Source organism: Marinobacter sp. (assembly GCF_035268745.1).
Classification (GTDB): domain Bacteria; phylum Pseudomonadota; class Gammaproteobacteria; order Pseudomonadales; family Oleiphilaceae; genus Marinobacter.
Map to the genome: position 1 here is coordinate 1 of NZ_DATFKH010000210.1, position 14,163 is coordinate 14,163.

At 57.3% G+C, this 14,163-nt stretch carries 12 protein-coding genes and 1 tRNA gene; 9 read left to right on the forward strand and 4 right to left on the reverse strand.

Annotated elements, in window-relative coordinates; genetic code table 11:
- The first annotated feature begins 64 nt into the window (after positions 1–64).
- Positions 65–141 (forward strand) — tRNA-Met (locus VJ956_RS13905).
- A 69-nt stretch (positions 142–210) separates the two neighbouring features.
- On the opposite strand, the gene VJ956_RS13910 is transcribed toward VJ956_RS13905, so the two are convergent.
- Positions 211–474, reverse strand: a complete 264-nt coding sequence (locus VJ956_RS13910; RefSeq protein ID WP_324085639.1) for a hypothetical protein — start codon at positions 472–474, stop codon at positions 211–213.
- A 307-nt stretch (positions 475–781) separates the two neighbouring features.
- Between VJ956_RS13910 and VJ956_RS13915 the strand changes: the two genes are divergently transcribed.
- From VJ956_RS13915 to VJ956_RS13925, 3 genes are read left to right on the forward strand one after another with little or no spacing between them, the layout of a single operon-like run.
- Positions 782–2,092, forward strand: a complete 1,311-nt coding sequence (locus VJ956_RS13915) for a TolC family protein (RefSeq protein ID WP_324085640.1) — start codon at positions 782–784, stop codon at positions 2,090–2,092.
- Entirely contained in the window at positions 2,089–3,237 is a 1,149-nt protein-coding gene (locus VJ956_RS13920; protein WP_324085641.1) for an efflux RND transporter periplasmic adaptor subunit, read from the forward strand. The genes VJ956_RS13915 and VJ956_RS13920 overlap by 4 nt, the downstream gene beginning before the upstream one ends.
- The gene (locus VJ956_RS13925) at positions 3,230–6,424 is read left to right on the forward strand and encodes an efflux RND transporter permease subunit (RefSeq protein WP_324085642.1); all 3,195 of its coding nucleotides are present in this window, start codon (positions 3,230–3,232) and stop codon (positions 6,422–6,424) included. The genes VJ956_RS13920 and VJ956_RS13925 overlap by 8 nt, the downstream gene beginning before the upstream one ends.
- Before the next feature lie 10 nt (positions 6,425–6,434).
- Here VJ956_RS13925 and VJ956_RS13930 read toward each other — a convergent pair whose 3' ends face one another.
- The gene (locus tag VJ956_RS13930; RefSeq protein WP_324085643.1) at positions 6,435–6,875 is read right to left on the reverse strand and encodes a Glu/Leu/Phe/Val dehydrogenase dimerization domain-containing protein; all 441 of its coding nucleotides are present in this window, start codon (positions 6,873–6,875) and stop codon (positions 6,435–6,437) included.
- Between the two features lie 412 nt (positions 6,876–7,287).
- Here VJ956_RS13930 and VJ956_RS13935 point away from each other — a divergent pair, with 412 nt between their 5' ends.
- From VJ956_RS13935 to VJ956_RS13955, 5 genes are all read left to right on the forward strand, one after another.
- On the forward strand, positions 7,288–8,808 hold the full coding sequence (locus VJ956_RS13935) for an aldehyde dehydrogenase family protein (protein ID WP_324085644.1): 1,521 nt from the start codon (positions 7,288–7,290) through the stop codon (positions 8,806–8,808).
- 125 nt (positions 8,809–8,933) lie between these two features.
- Positions 8,934–10,127 carry a YbfB/YjiJ family MFS transporter gene (locus tag VJ956_RS13940; protein ID WP_324085645.1) on the forward strand — a complete coding sequence of 398 codons (1,194 nt, stop codon included), beginning with the start codon at positions 8,934–8,936 and terminating at the stop codon, positions 10,125–10,127.
- Positions 10,128–10,190: 63 nt separating this feature from the next.
- The gene (locus VJ956_RS13945; RefSeq protein ID WP_324085646.1) at positions 10,191–11,942 is read left to right on the forward strand and encodes a protein adenylyltransferase SelO; all 1,752 of its coding nucleotides are present in this window, start codon (positions 10,191–10,193) and stop codon (positions 11,940–11,942) included.
- A gap of 138 nt (positions 11,943–12,080) precedes the next feature.
- Positions 12,081–12,341 carry a YbaY family lipoprotein gene (locus VJ956_RS13950; RefSeq protein WP_324085647.1) on the forward strand — a complete coding sequence of 87 codons (261 nt, stop codon included), beginning with the start codon at positions 12,081–12,083 and terminating at the stop codon, positions 12,339–12,341.
- A 66-nt stretch (positions 12,342–12,407) separates the two neighbouring features.
- On the forward strand, positions 12,408–12,842 hold the full coding sequence (locus VJ956_RS13955) for an META domain-containing protein (RefSeq protein ID WP_324085648.1): 435 nt from the start codon (positions 12,408–12,410) through the stop codon (positions 12,840–12,842).
- A 92-nt stretch (positions 12,843–12,934) separates the two neighbouring features.
- Here VJ956_RS13955 and VJ956_RS13960 read toward each other — a convergent pair whose 3' ends face one another.
- Positions 12,935–13,576: a hypothetical protein gene (locus VJ956_RS13960; protein WP_324085649.1), complete on the reverse strand. Its 642-nt coding sequence runs from the start codon at positions 13,574–13,576 to the stop codon at positions 12,935–12,937.
- Between the two features lie 22 nt (positions 13,577–13,598).
- A complete protein-coding gene (locus VJ956_RS13965) occupies positions 13,599–14,120 on the reverse strand; it encodes a hypothetical protein (RefSeq protein WP_324085650.1) in 522 nt (173 codons plus the stop codon).
- Between the last annotated feature and the right edge of the window lie 43 nt (positions 14,121–14,163).

A 14,163-nucleotide genomic window follows, 5' to 3' on the forward strand; every position in this document is an offset into this window, starting at 1 on the left:
ACCTCCGGGTTCTGAGGCCGACCATGCAGGCGCCTCGGAAGTTGAAGTGAAAAACAAGTTTTAATGCGGGGTAGAGCAGTCTGGTAGCTCGTCGGGCTCATAACCCGGAGGTCGTTGGTTCGAATCCAGCCCCCGCTACCACTATTGAAAAAAGCCAGTCAGAAACGACTGGCTTTTTGCGTTGCGGGAAAGTCGAAACGTCGGGCTCGCTTAATTCTTGTCGCGCTGCTTTTTAAGCCAGAGGATGATTGCGGCGGGCAGATGAGCTACGCCAAAAGAGGTCACGAAAACCCATGACGCAGCGAGCCCATGAGTGTCCGTGTAAACCTGGCTCATCGCCCAGCCAAAGCCTGCCCCAACCAACAGAAGCATGATGCGCCCGGCCCAAAGCTGGACGGTACCCCGAACCTGGAAAGCCAGGTGGTAATGAACCCACCCGGTGACCCCGAGGGCCAGAATTACAGCTGCTATCATTTTGCTTGGGCCCCGGTTGTATTATCAGCGAAACGGGTCCGGCCTTGCCCTGTGACCCTGTGGTCTTTTTGATCCGCTCCGGAGACCCGGCCGGATCAGGGCAGTGCGACGACCAGGCCGCTCTTTGTGGCCGCCATGGGAGTCTTGAAGACCCCTGTTTCGGTAAATTATCCTGAATTTTCAGCTAACCGCAAAGCCATCGTGGCTTTAAATTGGTACCCTTATTGGCAATATTGGTTTATGCGCCAGGCAGTAATCGCCCAGGAAACAACCTATATCCAACGTAAAACGGCGAAGGGGAGCTCCGTTGCTTTCTAAATGGGCGTTTACACTGGTGAGTCTTCTGGTTCCGCCGACCATCAGTGCCATGTCATTAACCCAGGCGCTGGGGATTGCCGGGCAGGAAGCTATCGCGCTGCGGGCGCTTTCGGCTGAAACCCGGCAGGCAGAGGCTGTTCATCAACAGTCCAGACAGGCCTGGTTCCCTTCTATCAGCGCTGACGCCTCCTGGCTGCGCGCGGACTCCTCCCTGATTACCGGGGTCCCGGTTCCCTCTCCGGGCATCCCACCCACCATCCAGCGCACGGATTTCGGCCCGGTGGAAGGCACAGTAAGTGGCGTACAGGTGGTCCAGCCTCTGTTTAATGCGGATGCCATCCAGTTACGACGAGCGGCATCATTGCAAGTTGATGCTCGTCGCCATGCTGAAGGGTGGGGGCAACAGGCCCTTCGTCTGGAGGTATCCCGTCTTTATTTCAACGTCCTGCGAGCGCAGCAACAGGTGGAAGCAACCCGGACGGCCGGTGATGCAGCGAGAGAGGCCGCCACGCTTGCACGTACCAGTTACCAGGAAGGGCTCTCATCGCTACTGGATACCAAACAGGCAGATGCCGAACTTGCTGCCATTCAGGCGCGTCTGGAGCATGCACAGGCAAACAGACGGCAGGCTCGGCTTGAGCTGAAAGGTCTGCTGGGAATGGCTTCTGATCAGCAACTGAAACTCTCAACCTCCCTGCCACGGCCGTCGCCGCCCGTCAGCCTTGATGCTGCTCAGGCACGAAAAGACCTGCAGGCACAGCAAAAAGCTGTGGCGGCAGCCCATGCAGATACCCGGGCATCTGAGGCCGGGTGGATCCCCAGAGTAAATCTTCTGGCCAGACAGCAGTGGGTTGAAGGCAATGAGCCTCTGGAACAAAATGCAGACGGTTGGCTGGTGGCCATCAACCTTCAATGGAGCATTTTTGACGGATTTGGCCGGCGGGGCAGAATTGCCGAATCCAGAGCGAAGGAACAGAAGGCCCGAATTGAACTAGATGGAATCAAACGTCGCATTCAACGGGAACAGGCCATCGCCATGAGCCGCTGGCAAGCCAGCTGGGCCGGCTGGCATGCAGCTCAAAAGGCAATTGAGGCGGCCAGTCGGGCGGAACAGCTCGCGTCACGACGCTATGAAGAGGGCATCGGTTCGATGACAGATCTCCTTGCCTCGCAGGCACGGCTTGACCGGCAACGCATGGCGCTTATCGACGCACGGTATCAGACCGTAATGGCGAGCATGAATTATTATCTTCAGTACGGTTACGACCCGATTGCCGCGGTTCCGGAGCAACTGCGATGAACACCTTCATACGCCCTCTGATCCTGCTCACTGTCCTGTTCTCTGCGATGGCAGGCTGTTCTGACCAGACGCCACCAGGTGTAGAGAAAACTCCTGAAACCCGGAGGGTAACCGTGGCTGAAGTCAGTGAATGGGATTACCCGTCAACCCGTCAGTTACCAGGCATTGTCAGGCCCGGAGCCCGCGCCATCCTCAGTACCCGAATCGCCGGTACCCTGATATCCGTTACCAGGGAGCCAGGGGACCCGGTAGTCACCGGCGAATTGCTGGCAACCATTGACGCCAGAGACATCAAGGCTGCCATTGCGGCCGCCCGGGAAAAGGTCACAGCAACCGAGGCTGCGGTTCAGCAAGCCCGGCTGGATAATGAGCGACTCCAGAAGCTTTATGAGGAGGATCTGATCGCGCGGGTGCGCACCGAAAGGGCCGGTGTCAGACTGAGGGAGCTGGAGGCGCAGCGCCAGGCGGCGCAATCCGAACTCAAAGCGCAGCAGGCCAATCTCAGCTATACCCGATTGAAAGCCCCGTTTGACGGGCTGGTCTCTGAAAAACTGGTGGACGCGGGCAGTTTTGTCGGCCCGGGACAGCCGCTGCTGATTCTGGAGGAGCGCCAGACCATGAGGGTTGACGTGCCCGTCTCCAGTAATCAGGCCGCCGCAATGAGGCCGGGGCAATCGCTCTCGGTCATTGTCGGTCCAGACAGGCAAATGCTCGAGGCACGATTGGTCGGGGTGATACCGGCGTTGAACGACACCGGCACTGGCCAGCGACTGCGGCTTGACCTGAGTGCGGATACCTCGGCCATCGCGCCGGGTCAGGTCGTCTCGGTAGTGGTGCCGTTGGCCGGCGTGGAACGGCAACAGCAGAATGCTGCATGGGTGGGCTTGCCGGAGGCGGCGCTCATCCGCCGGGGGCAACTGACCGGAGTGCTGGTGGTGAAGAGCCCGGATGAACAGGGGTCCGACGAACCGGCTGTGATTAATTTAAGATGGATCAAAACAGCGATCACGCCCGTTAACACGAGCGGCCTGATCCCCGTTAGTCACGGGCTTGACGTCGGTGATCGAGTCGTTCTGAATCCTTCTGCTGATCTGCAGGATGGCCAGCCGGTGATTATTGATAATGCTGGTGCAGTCGATGGGTGAGGATAAGGCACGGCTGGGTCTGGCAGGGCACATTGCCAACCGGCTGCTGGATTCTCCCGTGGTACCCCTTTTCGTAATCGCCTGTTTACTGCTGGGCGGTTACGCGCTTTTGATAACTCCCCGAGAGGATCGACCAGACATTGACGTGCCTACAGCCCTGGTGCTTCTGCCGTGGCCCGGCGCTGGCGTCCATCGGGTTGACGAGCAGCTTGCGCGTCGGGCGTCCAGTTGGGTCCATGAAATTGCTTCGGTCAACGAGGTGCGAAGCAGCAGCTCCAGTCATGCGGCCCTTCTCTCCATTGAATTCAAGGCGGGAACCAGCAAAGCCACCGCCTTTTCCCAGCTCAATGAAGTGTTTGACGGCCGCGCCGACGAACTGCCTGAAATGGCCGGCCCTGTAAAAATCCAGACCTTTGGCGAGGCAAGGCTGGTGGTTCTCCTTGCTACCATCGGCAGCAAGGTCCTTGGGCCCGGCCGCCTTGACGACCTGGCCGGCGAACTATCGGCAGAGGTTCTCACCATTTCCGGCGTGCGGGATATTGCGCGCTTTGGCGGCGACCGGGCTGCTATCAAGATCTTGCCCCGGCCAACGGATCTGGCTGCCAGGAAAATCCCCCTTAACCAGCTGGCCGAATCCGTTGCCGGGGCAACCCGCCAGGTGCCGGCAGGCCGGCTGGAGGGCAGGCCAGTAACAGACCTTCAGGCGGGAATGGCTTTTACCAGCACGACACAGCTTGGCCGCATACCGGTGGGTAGTGACGGTGGTGGCCCGGTGTATCTGGATGAAGTGGCGGATATCCGGATGGGCCGGGTCGAGCAAAATCAGGCCGTTCTGCACTGGCAACAGGGGCAGTCAGCTCCCTTTCCCGCCGTCACCCTGGCTGTAACCACGCTTGAAGGCATGAATGTCAGTGACATTACCCGGCAGGTGAATGAGCGTCTTGCGAAATTTGCGGACACAACACTGCCAGCTGACGTGCAGCTGGAAATCACCCACGATGCTGGTGCAGACGCTACAGACCGGGTTTACAATGTGCTGTTCCAGCTCCTCTCGGGTACCCTTGTCGTTGTCGGTATTATCTGGCTGGGGCTTGGCTGGCGGGCTGCCCTGATTATTGCCATCATGATGCCGGCCTCGCTTTCAGTTGTTCCCTATCTCTACCACCATCTCGACTTCACCCTTAACCCGGTATCCATCGCCGCAATGATCCTGGCCATTGGCATACTCTCGGACGATGCGGTGGTGATGCTGGAAAATGTGTCCCGTCATTTTCAGAGGGCCGGAGAAAAAACCCGCGAGTTGACGGTCAAGGCGGTAAACGAGGTGGGAAACCCGACAATTCTGGCCGACTTGCTGGTGGTGGCTACGCTATTGCCTACCGCCTACATCACCGGGGAAATGGGGCAGTATGTTCGGGCCATTCCGATTGGTGCCTCGGCCGCCGTTCTGTTTTCACTCCTGATTGCCCTCACCATTACGCCCTATTTCGGCTTTCGGCTTCTGACGGTGGATGCCGCTGCATCGGATAGCACCAGGGAAAACGGCCATGCCGGAAATCAGGCAACCGAAGACACCCCTTTCGTTGCCCGTTATCGCCGGATTCTTGCTCCGTTCCTGGCTGCAAACTGGCTGCGTTGGGCGTTCTATCTGGGCCTTGTGATCCTGCTTATAGCCAGCATGTCACTGGTGGCTTTCCGAAATGTCCAGATCGGGTTGACCCCTCTGCTGGACCGCAATCTGTTTGCCGTCAACATCGAACTGCCGCCTGCATCAACCCTGACCGAGTCGCTCACGGCTGCCTCGCAGATCAACCGCCACCTGCGGGCAATTCCGGAAGTCAGGGCAGTCACGGTCTATTCCGGGCTTTCCGCTCCCTTGATTTATCCACCCGAAACCATGCCTTCTCCCGAGCAAAGCGCACCCGGCGACCTGACACTGCATGTGATTCTGGTTCCGGAACACCAGCGGGACCGACAAAGTTATGAAGTCAGCCGGGAAATTGCACACAAGCTCGGTGATTGGCTGGAACCCTTTGACGGAAAAGGTCATGTAAGCCGAATCCCTTCCGGGCCCAGCAGCGACAGGGCCGTTACGGCAGAGATTTACGGGCCGGATCCGGAAACCCGGCGCGCGGTCGCTCAACAGATTGAGCAATGGCTCAGTAAACAGAAGGGCGTAATCTCCACCGATCAAAGCCCCTCACGACCACTTCCCACTCTCAATCTCGATGTTGATCCGGAGCGGGCCGCAACCTTCGGCGTTATCCCGGCGGAAGTAACCCGCAGCCTTTATCTTGCCATTCAGGGAGAAACTCTTGCTAACTGGTCAGGCAGGAAAAACTCCCGGGAGCCCATTCCGATCATACTGAGGTTGGCAAAACCGGACCGGGAAACAGAGCGGGCCATTAAAAGCCTGTATGTCATGAATGTCGACGGCCAGCCGGTATCCCTGGAGTCCGTCGTTGATTTCAACTACACAGCCGGGGAAGCCCCCCTGTTCCGGCGCGGGCTTTTGCCGGTAACAACGGTGTTTGCCGATCTGGACCGTTCCCGGGCACAACCCTTGACGGTACAGATGGAATCTCCGGTCCAGGTTGGCGATACCGAAGCACACTGGCTTGCACCACCGGATGAAGTCGGCAATTCACTGCTCTACTGGTCGGGCGAATGGGAAATGACACGGGATGTTTACCGGGACCTGGGAATAGCAGGGCTGATTGTTATGATTCTGATCTACGTGTTGCTGGCCGGCTGGTTTCGCTCATACCGTTTGCCTTTGTTGATCATGCTGCCAATTCCACTGATCTTCATCGGCGTGATTCCGGCACACTGGGCCTGGGGGATCAATATCGCCGGAACCGGTGTGCTCGGCGTCATCGCATTGGGCGGCATTGTCACCCGTAATGCCATTCTGCTTGTCGACTTCATTGAGAAAAGGCTGGACGACGGGATGGATCTGAAAGAAGCCGTCGTCCAGGCAGGAGCGCAGCGCACCAGGCCCATTATCCTTACCGCCGCCACCGTCATGTTCGGAAGCGGGGTTCTTATATTTGAACCCTCACTCGAACCACTGGGCCTGACCCTGGCAAGCGGTGTTCTTGTTTCCACCCTGCTCACCCTGGTGCTGATTCCTTTGCTTTACTTCCACGCTTTCAATAGCAGCGCGGGGAACAGCGATAAAAGATGAACCGGCTTTACTAAAAGACGCCGTAAGCCATCATGGCGTCGGCAACTTTTTTAAAACCGGCGATATTGGCCCCGCCCAGCGGCAACCCGGTCAAGCTGTTTTTGAATATCTGTTCGAAACCGAGAAACTTGAGAATACTTTGCGTAACCGTTGGATGAAAACGCAAGCCGCCTTTATACGGGCCCAGCGCGTGGTTGAACTGAACACGCCAGGCACGGTTCGCCCGAATATCGCCGTCATCGGTCTCCCACGAAACGCGGAAGGTGATGATACGATCAGGTTCAGTCAGTCGTTCAAGAATCTGTGCTTTGCGGTAGTCTTCATGCTCCAGATACCAGGGCATCACCGACTCGGCGACCTCTTCCACGGCTTGATGGAATTCCGCCTCGTGTGGATTCCGTTTTTTTAATCCCTTCATAAAGTGCTTAATTTCAGATGGATGTGCTGACATTGGGTTCTGCATCCTTATTCATCTGACAGTTTGTTAGTTTGAATTCCGACTATACCGCAGTTGCCGTCGCTGAACCGTGACCTTGCCTGGAAAGTAAATCCACATAGCTATCAAAGACCTACCGAACTGGTCATCCCTGAAGCCGCGACTCGGCTTACCTGCGCCTGAATAAGAGCGCTGCTTTTGGTGGCGAAAAAGGTCTGCTTTATTTTTAACGACACTCATTCGGCCCCGGAGTTTCAGCGAGGTGTTGAGTGTGATCGAGCGCTTGCATCCGCGTTTCGACGTGGAAGAGTATGGCCGGGTCGAGTGCAGCGAATCATTTCCGTTGCCGGCTTTGTGGCCTATTATTTGTTGCAACGTCGCGAAAGGCTACGTTGTCCCGCACTAAAAACAACAAGAGGTCAAAATCATGATTTACGCAAATCCTGGCAAAGAAGGCTCAGTCGTTTCTTTCAAATCCCGTTACGAGAACTACATTGGTGGCGAATGGGTCGCCCCGGTAAAAGGACAATACTTCGAGAACATCACACCGGTAACCGGCGAGGTGATCTGTGAAATTCCGCGCTCTGGTGCGGAAGACATCGAACTGGCTCTGGATGCCGCTCATAAGGCCGCTCCAGCCTGGGGTGCCACGTCCACCACCGAGCGCTCCAACATTTTGCTGAAAATTGCCGACCGCATTGAGCAGAACATCGAGATGCTTGCGGTCGCAGAAACCTGGGACAATGGTAAGGCCGTGCGTGAAACCATTAACGCCGACCTGCCACTGGCAGTTGATCACTTCCGCTATTTCGCCGGCTGTATCCGGGCTCAGGAAGATACCTCCAGTGCGATTGATAACAACACGGTTGCCTACCACTACCATGAGCCCCTGGGCGTGGTCGGCCAGATCATTCCGTGGAACTTCCCGATCCTGATGGCAACCTGGAAACTGGCGCCCTGTCTGGCGGCGGGCAATTGTACGATCATGAAGCCTGCGGAGCAGACCCCCGCCGGTCTTCTGGTACTGATGGAGCTGATTGGTGACCTGTTGCCACCAGGGGTTCTTAACATCGTTAATGGCTTTGGTATGGAGGCGGGCCAGGCGCTGGCCTCCAGCAAGCGCATCGCCAAGATCGCTTTCACCGGATCGACTCCCGTGGGTGCGCGCATCCTTGAATGCGCGGCAGAGAACATCATTCCTTCGACAGTCGAGTTGGGTGGCAAGTCTCCCAATATTTATTTCTCCGACGTTATGAAGGCAGAGCCCGAGTTTGTCGACAAGTGCATCGAAGGTCTGGTACTGGCGTTCTTCAACCAGGGCGAAGTGTGTACCTGTCCGTCTCGCGCTCTGGTGCAGGAAGACATGTATGAAGAGTTCATTGCCAAGGTTGTTGCCCGTACCAAGTCCATCAAGCGTGGCAACCCGCTGGATACAGACGTTCAGGTCGGTGCCCAGGCCAGCAAGGAGCAGTTCGACAAAATCATGTCCTACCTCGATATCGGCAAGCAGGAAGGTGCAGAAGTGCTGACCGGTGGCGGCCGTGAGGAAATGGGCGACGCCTACAACAATGGCTTCTATGTCCAGCCGACCCTGTTCAAGGGCCGCAACGATATGCGGGTGTTTCAGGAAGAAATCTTCGGGCCGGTTGTGGGTGTGACCACCTTCAAAGACGAAGCTGAAGCGGTGGCGATTGCCAACGATACCGAGTTTGGTCTGGGTGCCGGCCTGTGGACCCGTGATATTAACCGTGCCTACCGTGTAGGCCGTGCCATCCAGGCTGGTCGTGTGTGGACAAACTGTTATCACCAGTATCCGGCCCATGCCGCATTTGGTGGCTACAAGAAGTCGGGTATTGGTCGTGAAAACCACAAGATGGCGCTCGACCACTACCAGCAGACCAAGAACCTGCTGGTCAGCTATGACACCAATCCGCTAGGTTTCTTCTAACCCCGGCAGATTGAAGTTCTGGTACAAACAGGGCCTGATCACTCGGGCCGCATGTTGAGTCGGCACACGGAAGTGCCTTGCTGCCCGGCGACGCCGTCACCCGCTTGTTATGGGAACCCGGGCCGATGATCAAGAGAAATGACCTGCCGGCATTATTTGTTGGCATGATGGCAACGCTGGCAGGCGTCGGGGTTGCCCGCTTCGCTTATACGCCGCTGCTACCGGCGCTGGTGCAGCAGGACTGGTTTGCTGACAGTCAGGCAGCGTACCTGGGTGCAGCCAATCTGCTGGGTTACCTGATCGGCGCGCTGTCAGGTCACCGACTGTCTGAATGGATGCCACTTCGCCCGCTCATGGGCCTGTGTTTCGCCGCGATTGCCCTGAGTTTCATACTTTGCGCGCAACCGGCCAGCTTCGAGTGGTTCTTCGTCTGGCGGCTGGTAGCGGGGATCGCCGGCGCGATTCTGATTGTGGTAGGCCCTGCGACGGCCCTGACTGCGACACCTCTGGCTCGTCGTGCGACTGTTGGCACTTTGGTCTTTACCGGCATTGGCCTGGGTGCGCTGCTGTCGGCCTCGGTGGTTCCTCTGGTCATGCAGATCAGTCTGACGGCGACCTGGCTTACATTGGGAGGGCTCACCTTAGTGGCGGGTCTGGTCTGTGATCGCAGTTTGCGCCAGCTTTCCCGCTCCCCGGCGCCAGCCGCCATGACATCAGGCTCGCCACCTGAATTCAGGAGTGCTACCGGACTGGCGGTGCTGTGTGTCATGGCGGCTTATGCACTGGATGCCGTCGGCTTTGTTCCCCATACGGTATTCTGGGTGGATTACCTGGCTCGGGAGCAGGCACTTGGCACCGGGGCCGCTTCAATGCAGTGGGCGGTGTTCGGAATCGGCGCAGTCTGCGGACCATTGATCGCAGGATGGGTGGCTCAGAGATTGGGTTGCCAGACTGGGCTCACCCTGGCCTACATAACCAAGGCACTTGCCGTGGCTCTGCCTCTGCTGTCAATTGCCCTGGTCAGCCGGACCCTGTCTTCTTTCATCGTCGGTGCCATGGTACCTGGCATTGTGGCTCTGACCTCCGGGCGCATCGCCGAGTTGGTTGGCCCCGCCGAACATAAACGTTACTGGGGTTTTGCCACGGCAATGTTTGCGATCGCCCAGGCGCTGTCCGGTTATGCCATGTCGGCACTCTATGAGGCCTGGGGAAGTTACTACTTCCTGTTCTATATCGGCAGTGCCGCGCTTGCGTTCGGAGTAGCACTGACCGTTTTCAGCCGGTTCCTGAGTAAGACCAGAACCTACCCGGCCCCCTGATACCGAGGAGCTTGACAGAATGAGTTCGATGCAACACGGTTATTCAAATCACCAGAGGTACTGATGGAGAATCTATTGTCACCAGCAACCGGCTTTGAAGTGACCAGCCTGGAAGAGCTGGCTCCGATGGCAGACTATTCGCTGATGGATAGTCTGAACCCTGATCCCGATGCAACTCCGGATGGGGTTGACCAGAGGCCGCGGCAGGTCTTTACCGGGCATTATGTCCCGGTCATGCCAACACCCATTGAGGCACCTGAATACGTCGCTCACAGCAAAAGTCTGTTCCGCGAGTTAGGCTTTGCTGACAGCCTGGCACAGTCCCCTGATTTTGTCCGGATGTTTTCCGGCGACCTTTCGCAGGTTCCGGAGCCGCTGCGCAAGGTCGGTTGGGCATCTGGCTATGCGCTTTCCATCTATGGCACCGAGTTCGTTCAGCAGTGCCCGTTCCAGACCGGCAACGGCTACGGTGACGGCCGTGCAATTTCGGTGCTTGAGGCCAGTATTAACGGTCAACGCTGGGAAATGCAGTTAAAGGGTGGCGGTCGGACTCCCTACTGCCGCGGCGCTGACGGTCGGGCAGTCCTGCGTTCAAGCGTGCGGGAATTTCTGGCTCAGGAGCATATGCATGCGCTGGGAGTGCCTACCTCCCGGTCGCTGAGCCTGTACGTGTCGAAAACCGAGAAGGTGCGGCGGCCCTGGTACTCGAAGGGCTCCCGTATGTGGGATCCGGACCAGCTTATGGCAGAGCCGGTCGCGATCTGCACCCGGGTTGCACCATCATTCATCCGCGTGGGCCAGCTCGAACTCTTCAGTCGTCGCGCCCGCAAACAGGAGCATCCCGCGGCGATGGCGGAGCTCGAACAGCTCGTGCTTCACCTGATTGACCGGGAGTACGCGGATGTTATTGATCAGCAATCCGAGACACCCACAAAAGTCGTGACGCTCGCGCGCGAGTTCCGCAGCCGGCTTGCCTCCCTGGTTGCCAACTGGATTCGCGTCGGCTACTGCCAGGGCAATTTTAACAGTGATAACTGCGCCGCCGGCGGCTTCACACTGGATTACGGCCCCTTCGGGTTCTGCGAAGTGTTCGACCCCCATTTCCAGCCATGGACCGGTGGCGGAAGCCATTTCTCCTTTATGAACCAGCCCATGGCAGCGGAACAGAACTTCAGGATGTTCTGTTCGGCGTTGCGGCCGCTGCTGAACGGCCATCGGGAGGAACTGGCTGAGCTCGACCAGATTCAGGGCGACTTCATGACTGTGATGCAGGCGGAAATGGAAAAGATGTGGGCAGCGAAGCTGGGGCTTGATGCTTTTGATGCCGGGCTGTTCCGCGAACTTCTGACGTTGATGATGCAAACGCCAGTGGATTATACGCTTTTCTTCCGCGAGCTTTCGGCGCTACCAGACGATGTTGGACCACTTGAAAGGAGCTTTTACAGCTCGCTGGGTGAAGCAGCATCTGCCGATTCTGAAGGGCTGCGCAGGCGCTGGTCAGAATGGCTTGCGCAGTGGAAGTCGCGTGTTGGACTCGGCCCGGATAATGCGGACGGCAACCTGCTCTCCAGACGCGACAAGCTCTCCCGACAGATGAAGCTCGTCAATCCAGCCTATACGATGCGGGAGTGGTTGGTGGTACCTGTCTATCAGCAGGCAGCCGCGGGTGACTACCTGCCACTCAGAGAGCTGCAGGAGGTACTGACCCAACCCTACGAAGAGCAATCAGAAGAGACCCGGGAAAAATACGGCAGACTGAAGCCGTCAGCGCTGTTTAACCTCGGCGGAGTCTCTCACTACAGCTGCTCGTCCTGAGCGGGCCACCTGAACTCTGCACTTTTGACTTACTTATCGGGAGCGTGTCTTTATAATCCAATAATGCCCAGCTCCCTCCATCGATTCAGGTCGCCGGGATAACACCAACTCCTGACAACCCCGAGAGGTGGAGTGGCAATGAAAGTTTTATTGAGCGTTGGCGTGCTTTTCGTATTGGCAGGCTGTACCTCACCGGCCCTGGAATCGGGGACGGCAAGGGTCACTGGTGAAGCGCTTTACCTGGAACGAATGGCTGCGCCACCCAATGCCTGGCTGGAGGTCGTACTGGAGGACATCAGTCGTGCCGATGCGCCAGCCAGGGAAAACTCGGCAGGCTGCCAGCAACTTTTTCAGGAACGCTGCCCTGCGCAGATTGTCCCGGCATTGACCTGCACCTGAACCTGCTGCCTGATGGTGTTTACGTGCTGCGCGAGTCGTATCAGGATCGCGAAGCTGGTCCGTTTTTTGATATCGGGCCCTGTTCGCACGCTCGTTCCGGAGCGTTTTATTGGTGCCTGGCCGGACCAGTCCTGTCCGTCTGCGGTCCAGCGGGCGACGCTGGAGAATACCTATTGGCGGCTGACTCTGTTGGGCTCAGAGGGAGTTCAGCGGGTGCCAAACCAGCGTGAGCCCCACCTGGTATTTCACCTGGACGGGCGAGTGGCCGGTTCTGACGGTTGCAATGCCCTTGCTGGTTCGTACCAAAAGGAGGACTCGACGGTGACGTTTTCATCAATGGCGACAACTCTGAAAGCCTGCCTTGAGGGTATGGGGCAGGCAGAACAGTTCCGGGCCACGCTCGATAGCGTGACCGACTACCGGATTATTGGTCAGCATCTCGAAATGCGGGATGGCTCGGGCGACTTGCGCTTGCGGTTCGAGAGAGTTGCGCTTTATTGATGACGCAAGCCAGCGCTGAATGAGCCTGTTTCCTGCAATTTCCGGGTAGCACTGATTTACTGTTACCGACGGCATTGCCCGGGCACCAGGGTTCAGGGTGCGGAATCGTCAAGAGATTTACTGAGTTCGCGAACAACCACCCGGGCATATTCGTTCGCTGCTTTTTCCAGTGATTCCGGGTTGACTGTGCTTGAAAACATCTGCCAGACACTGGCACCGGAGTCTGCCTGAAAGAGGGTAGCCCGCAAGATGTACTCTGTCGTTTCCTTATAGGTGTCAGGAATCGACATTGCCTCCATATAAGTCGCCGAGGCCAGAGGGCCATAACTAACCGTAATAGGATTGAACACAACGTGATGAGGAATATGCTCAACCTGTTTGTTTTTACGGACCAGAGACACTGTTAAAACGCTGTCGGCGCGGTCCGCCTGCAGCCGCGCCTGAACCTGCTGCTTCAGTTTCTGGGGGTCTTTCCATGACAGAGAGGGGGCAGGGCCGTACTCAGTGGCCTCAAAGCCTGCCTTATTGAGGCGAACGACCAGCGCCGACTCCATCACATTCCTGTTTGGCTCCCTCGGGCTTACAGCCAGAACCAGAATATGCTCTGGCGACTGGATAGTGCCGGGCGCTGTTTTGATACTTTTTACTTCAGGACCGCCAGCGCAGCCGGCAAGCGCTACCAGGCCAAAAATCAAGCTCAGGGCGGTTGCCGCCAGTGTTGTTCTTGTCATCATGGTTTCCTTGCCAGATTAATGATTACAGTTTGCGTCCCGGACTACCGATATAGAGATAGATCGATTGACTTGACCGCTCCTCGATACGGTGCACCGAAACCGCCGGAGATTGTCCGCCCTTTTGCAGAAATACCGTCGCCATGCCAGCTGCCTCGCCATTACGCTCACGAACTTTTTCTTCCGGTTGCCATTCCGGCCCAAGGCAGCCGGATATCTTTTCCACTGTCTGGCTGTAGCGGGCTCGGGCGACCTCGGGGTCCGGCGCGCCAATCGAACAGACATACGCAGAATCCCCGTCACCCCATGCCCAGATTTCACAGTGTCCCCTGATAAGTTCTTCCTTAGCACGATAGATCGTCAACGATCTGAAGTTAGAGCCGCTTTTACGGAAATCTGAAAACCCGGTGGGGTAATCAGTCACGATATTCTGCATAGTGGCGCAAGGATCGTCGGTGCCACTTTGAATAGTTTCCTGAAAGGCGCATCCGCCCAGTGAAAGAGAAAGTGCCAGCAAGGTGAGTGAGAAGGGCAGTCGGCGCATCATTCTTGGTCCATACAAAGTGTTGATCGAAGGTCTGGTTTCCTCG